The following is a 1785-nucleotide window of genomic DNA, read 5'->3' on the forward strand; positions in this document are numbered from 1 at the left end:
CCAAGGTCAAGATCGAGCTGGTTCTGCCCGATGATCTGGTCGAGCGCGCCGCGATGGCAATAACCTGCCCCCCGACTGCAGCCGCCTGCAAGGATGCATCCAGCGACACGCCGCCGACACTGTCGAATACCACGTCAAAACCACGCCCGCCGGTCAGGCGCGCTACATAATCGGCCACAGCCTCATCACGGTAATACACCACCTCGTCCGCACCCAGCTGCCTGGCAAGCTTGCCCTTATCCTTGCCCGACACGGTTGCCACCACGCGGCAACCCGCCGCACGTGCCAACTGCACAGCAATATGCCCCACCCCGCCAGCCCCGCCCTGTACCAGCACCGATTGCCCTGGCACCAAAGCGGCGCGCTCGATCAAACCTTCCCATGCTGTCATGCCGACAACCGGCAAAGCCGCGGCACTGGCAAAATCCAGCGTCGCTGGCTTATGCGCCAGCAGGCGTACATCAGCCAGCGCAAACTCGGCCAAAGCGCCCGAATGGGTTTTCAGACCGCCGATAAAACCGAACACGGCATCGCCCACAGCAAAATCCGTCACACCGGAACCCAGCGCATCGATCACGCCGGCTACATCTCCTTGCAAGATGGCGGGTAAAGCAGGTGCCAATGGCACTGCACCCGAGCGTATCTTGCAATCAATGGGATTGACCCCAGTAGCCATCACCTTGATGCGCACCTGCCCGGCCTGCGGCTCGGGCAAGGGCAGCTCGGCCAGCTCGAACTCGGAGGGCGCACCGCACTGGCGGATAATCATGGCTTTCATGTATTGACCTTTCCCGGCTAAGACAAGAGCCGCAATGCGGCTCTTGTTTCATGTCTTGATGTCAGCAGTCAGGCAAGCGCAGGCTTACCAGAATTTCCACCACGAGGTTTCCTTGACCTGCCATGGCTTGGCCAGATAGGCGCTTTGCGGATAATTCAGTACCAGCACACGGCGGGCATCATCAGACAACTGCTTCATCTGCAGCTGATCATAAGCCACCACCATGATGGCCAGCGCTTCTTCACGATAAGCTGTGTTACTGTACTCGCGCACCACATCCTGCGCGCGGTTGGCCGCAGCCAGCCAGGCGCCCCGCTTCATATAGTAACGCGCCACATGCATCTGGTGTCCGCCCAGCGCGTCAACCAGGCGCTGCATTTTTTCGGCGGCATCCTTGCTGTACGGGCTATCAGGAAAGCGGGTGGTCAGATCGCGAAAAGCGTTGAAGGCTTCGCTGGCGGCCTTGGGATCGCGCTCGCTCATGTCCTGCCCCGTCCACTTGGCCAGCGACGTGCTATCGTCGTTGTAGTAGACCAGACCCTTGAGGTAGTACATGTAATCGAGGTTGGGATGCGCCGGATACAGACGCACAAAACGGTTGGCAGCAGCAATGGCCAACTCGGGCTCTGCATCCTTGTAATGGGTGTAGGCCTGGTCCATCAGCGCCTGCTGCGCATAACGGCCATAGGGATAACGTGCTTGTAAAGTTTCATAGAGCTTGATCGCGCGCGTATAATTGCCGCTATTAAGCTCGTCTTTCGCCTCGCCATAGATCTTTTCGACCGTCCAGCCACGCGTTTCATCGTTAGGCTCGCTAGTTGAAGCGCAACCGGCGAGGCCCGCAACCACCAACATCGCAGCAAGATATCTTTTCATGACCAATCCTTATTTCGATGCCGACGATTATAACGACATCTCGGAAGAAAACGAGATGTCGGCGCCCCGCATCATGCATATTCCGCTTTCACTGGCAGGCGAAAGGCTGGACAGCGCCATCGCCAAGCTGA

At 58.5% G+C, this 1785-nt stretch carries 2 protein-coding genes; both read right to left on the reverse strand.

Going from position 1 to position 1785, the window contains the following annotated elements:
* A partial coding sequence (locus EGI20_RS18255) for a zinc-binding dehydrogenase (RefSeq protein ID WP_498633111.1) occupies positions 1–778 on the reverse strand: 778 nt, incomplete at its 3' end.
* Between the two features lie 84 nt (positions 779–862).
* Positions 863–1654 carry an outer membrane protein assembly factor BamD gene (locus EGI20_RS18260; protein ID WP_124735887.1) on the reverse strand — a complete coding sequence of 264 codons (792 nt, stop codon included), beginning with the start codon at positions 1652–1654 and terminating at the stop codon, positions 863–865.
* Between the last annotated feature and the right edge of the window lie 131 nt (positions 1655–1785).

This window comes from Aquitalea sp. S1-19 (assembly GCF_024343515.1).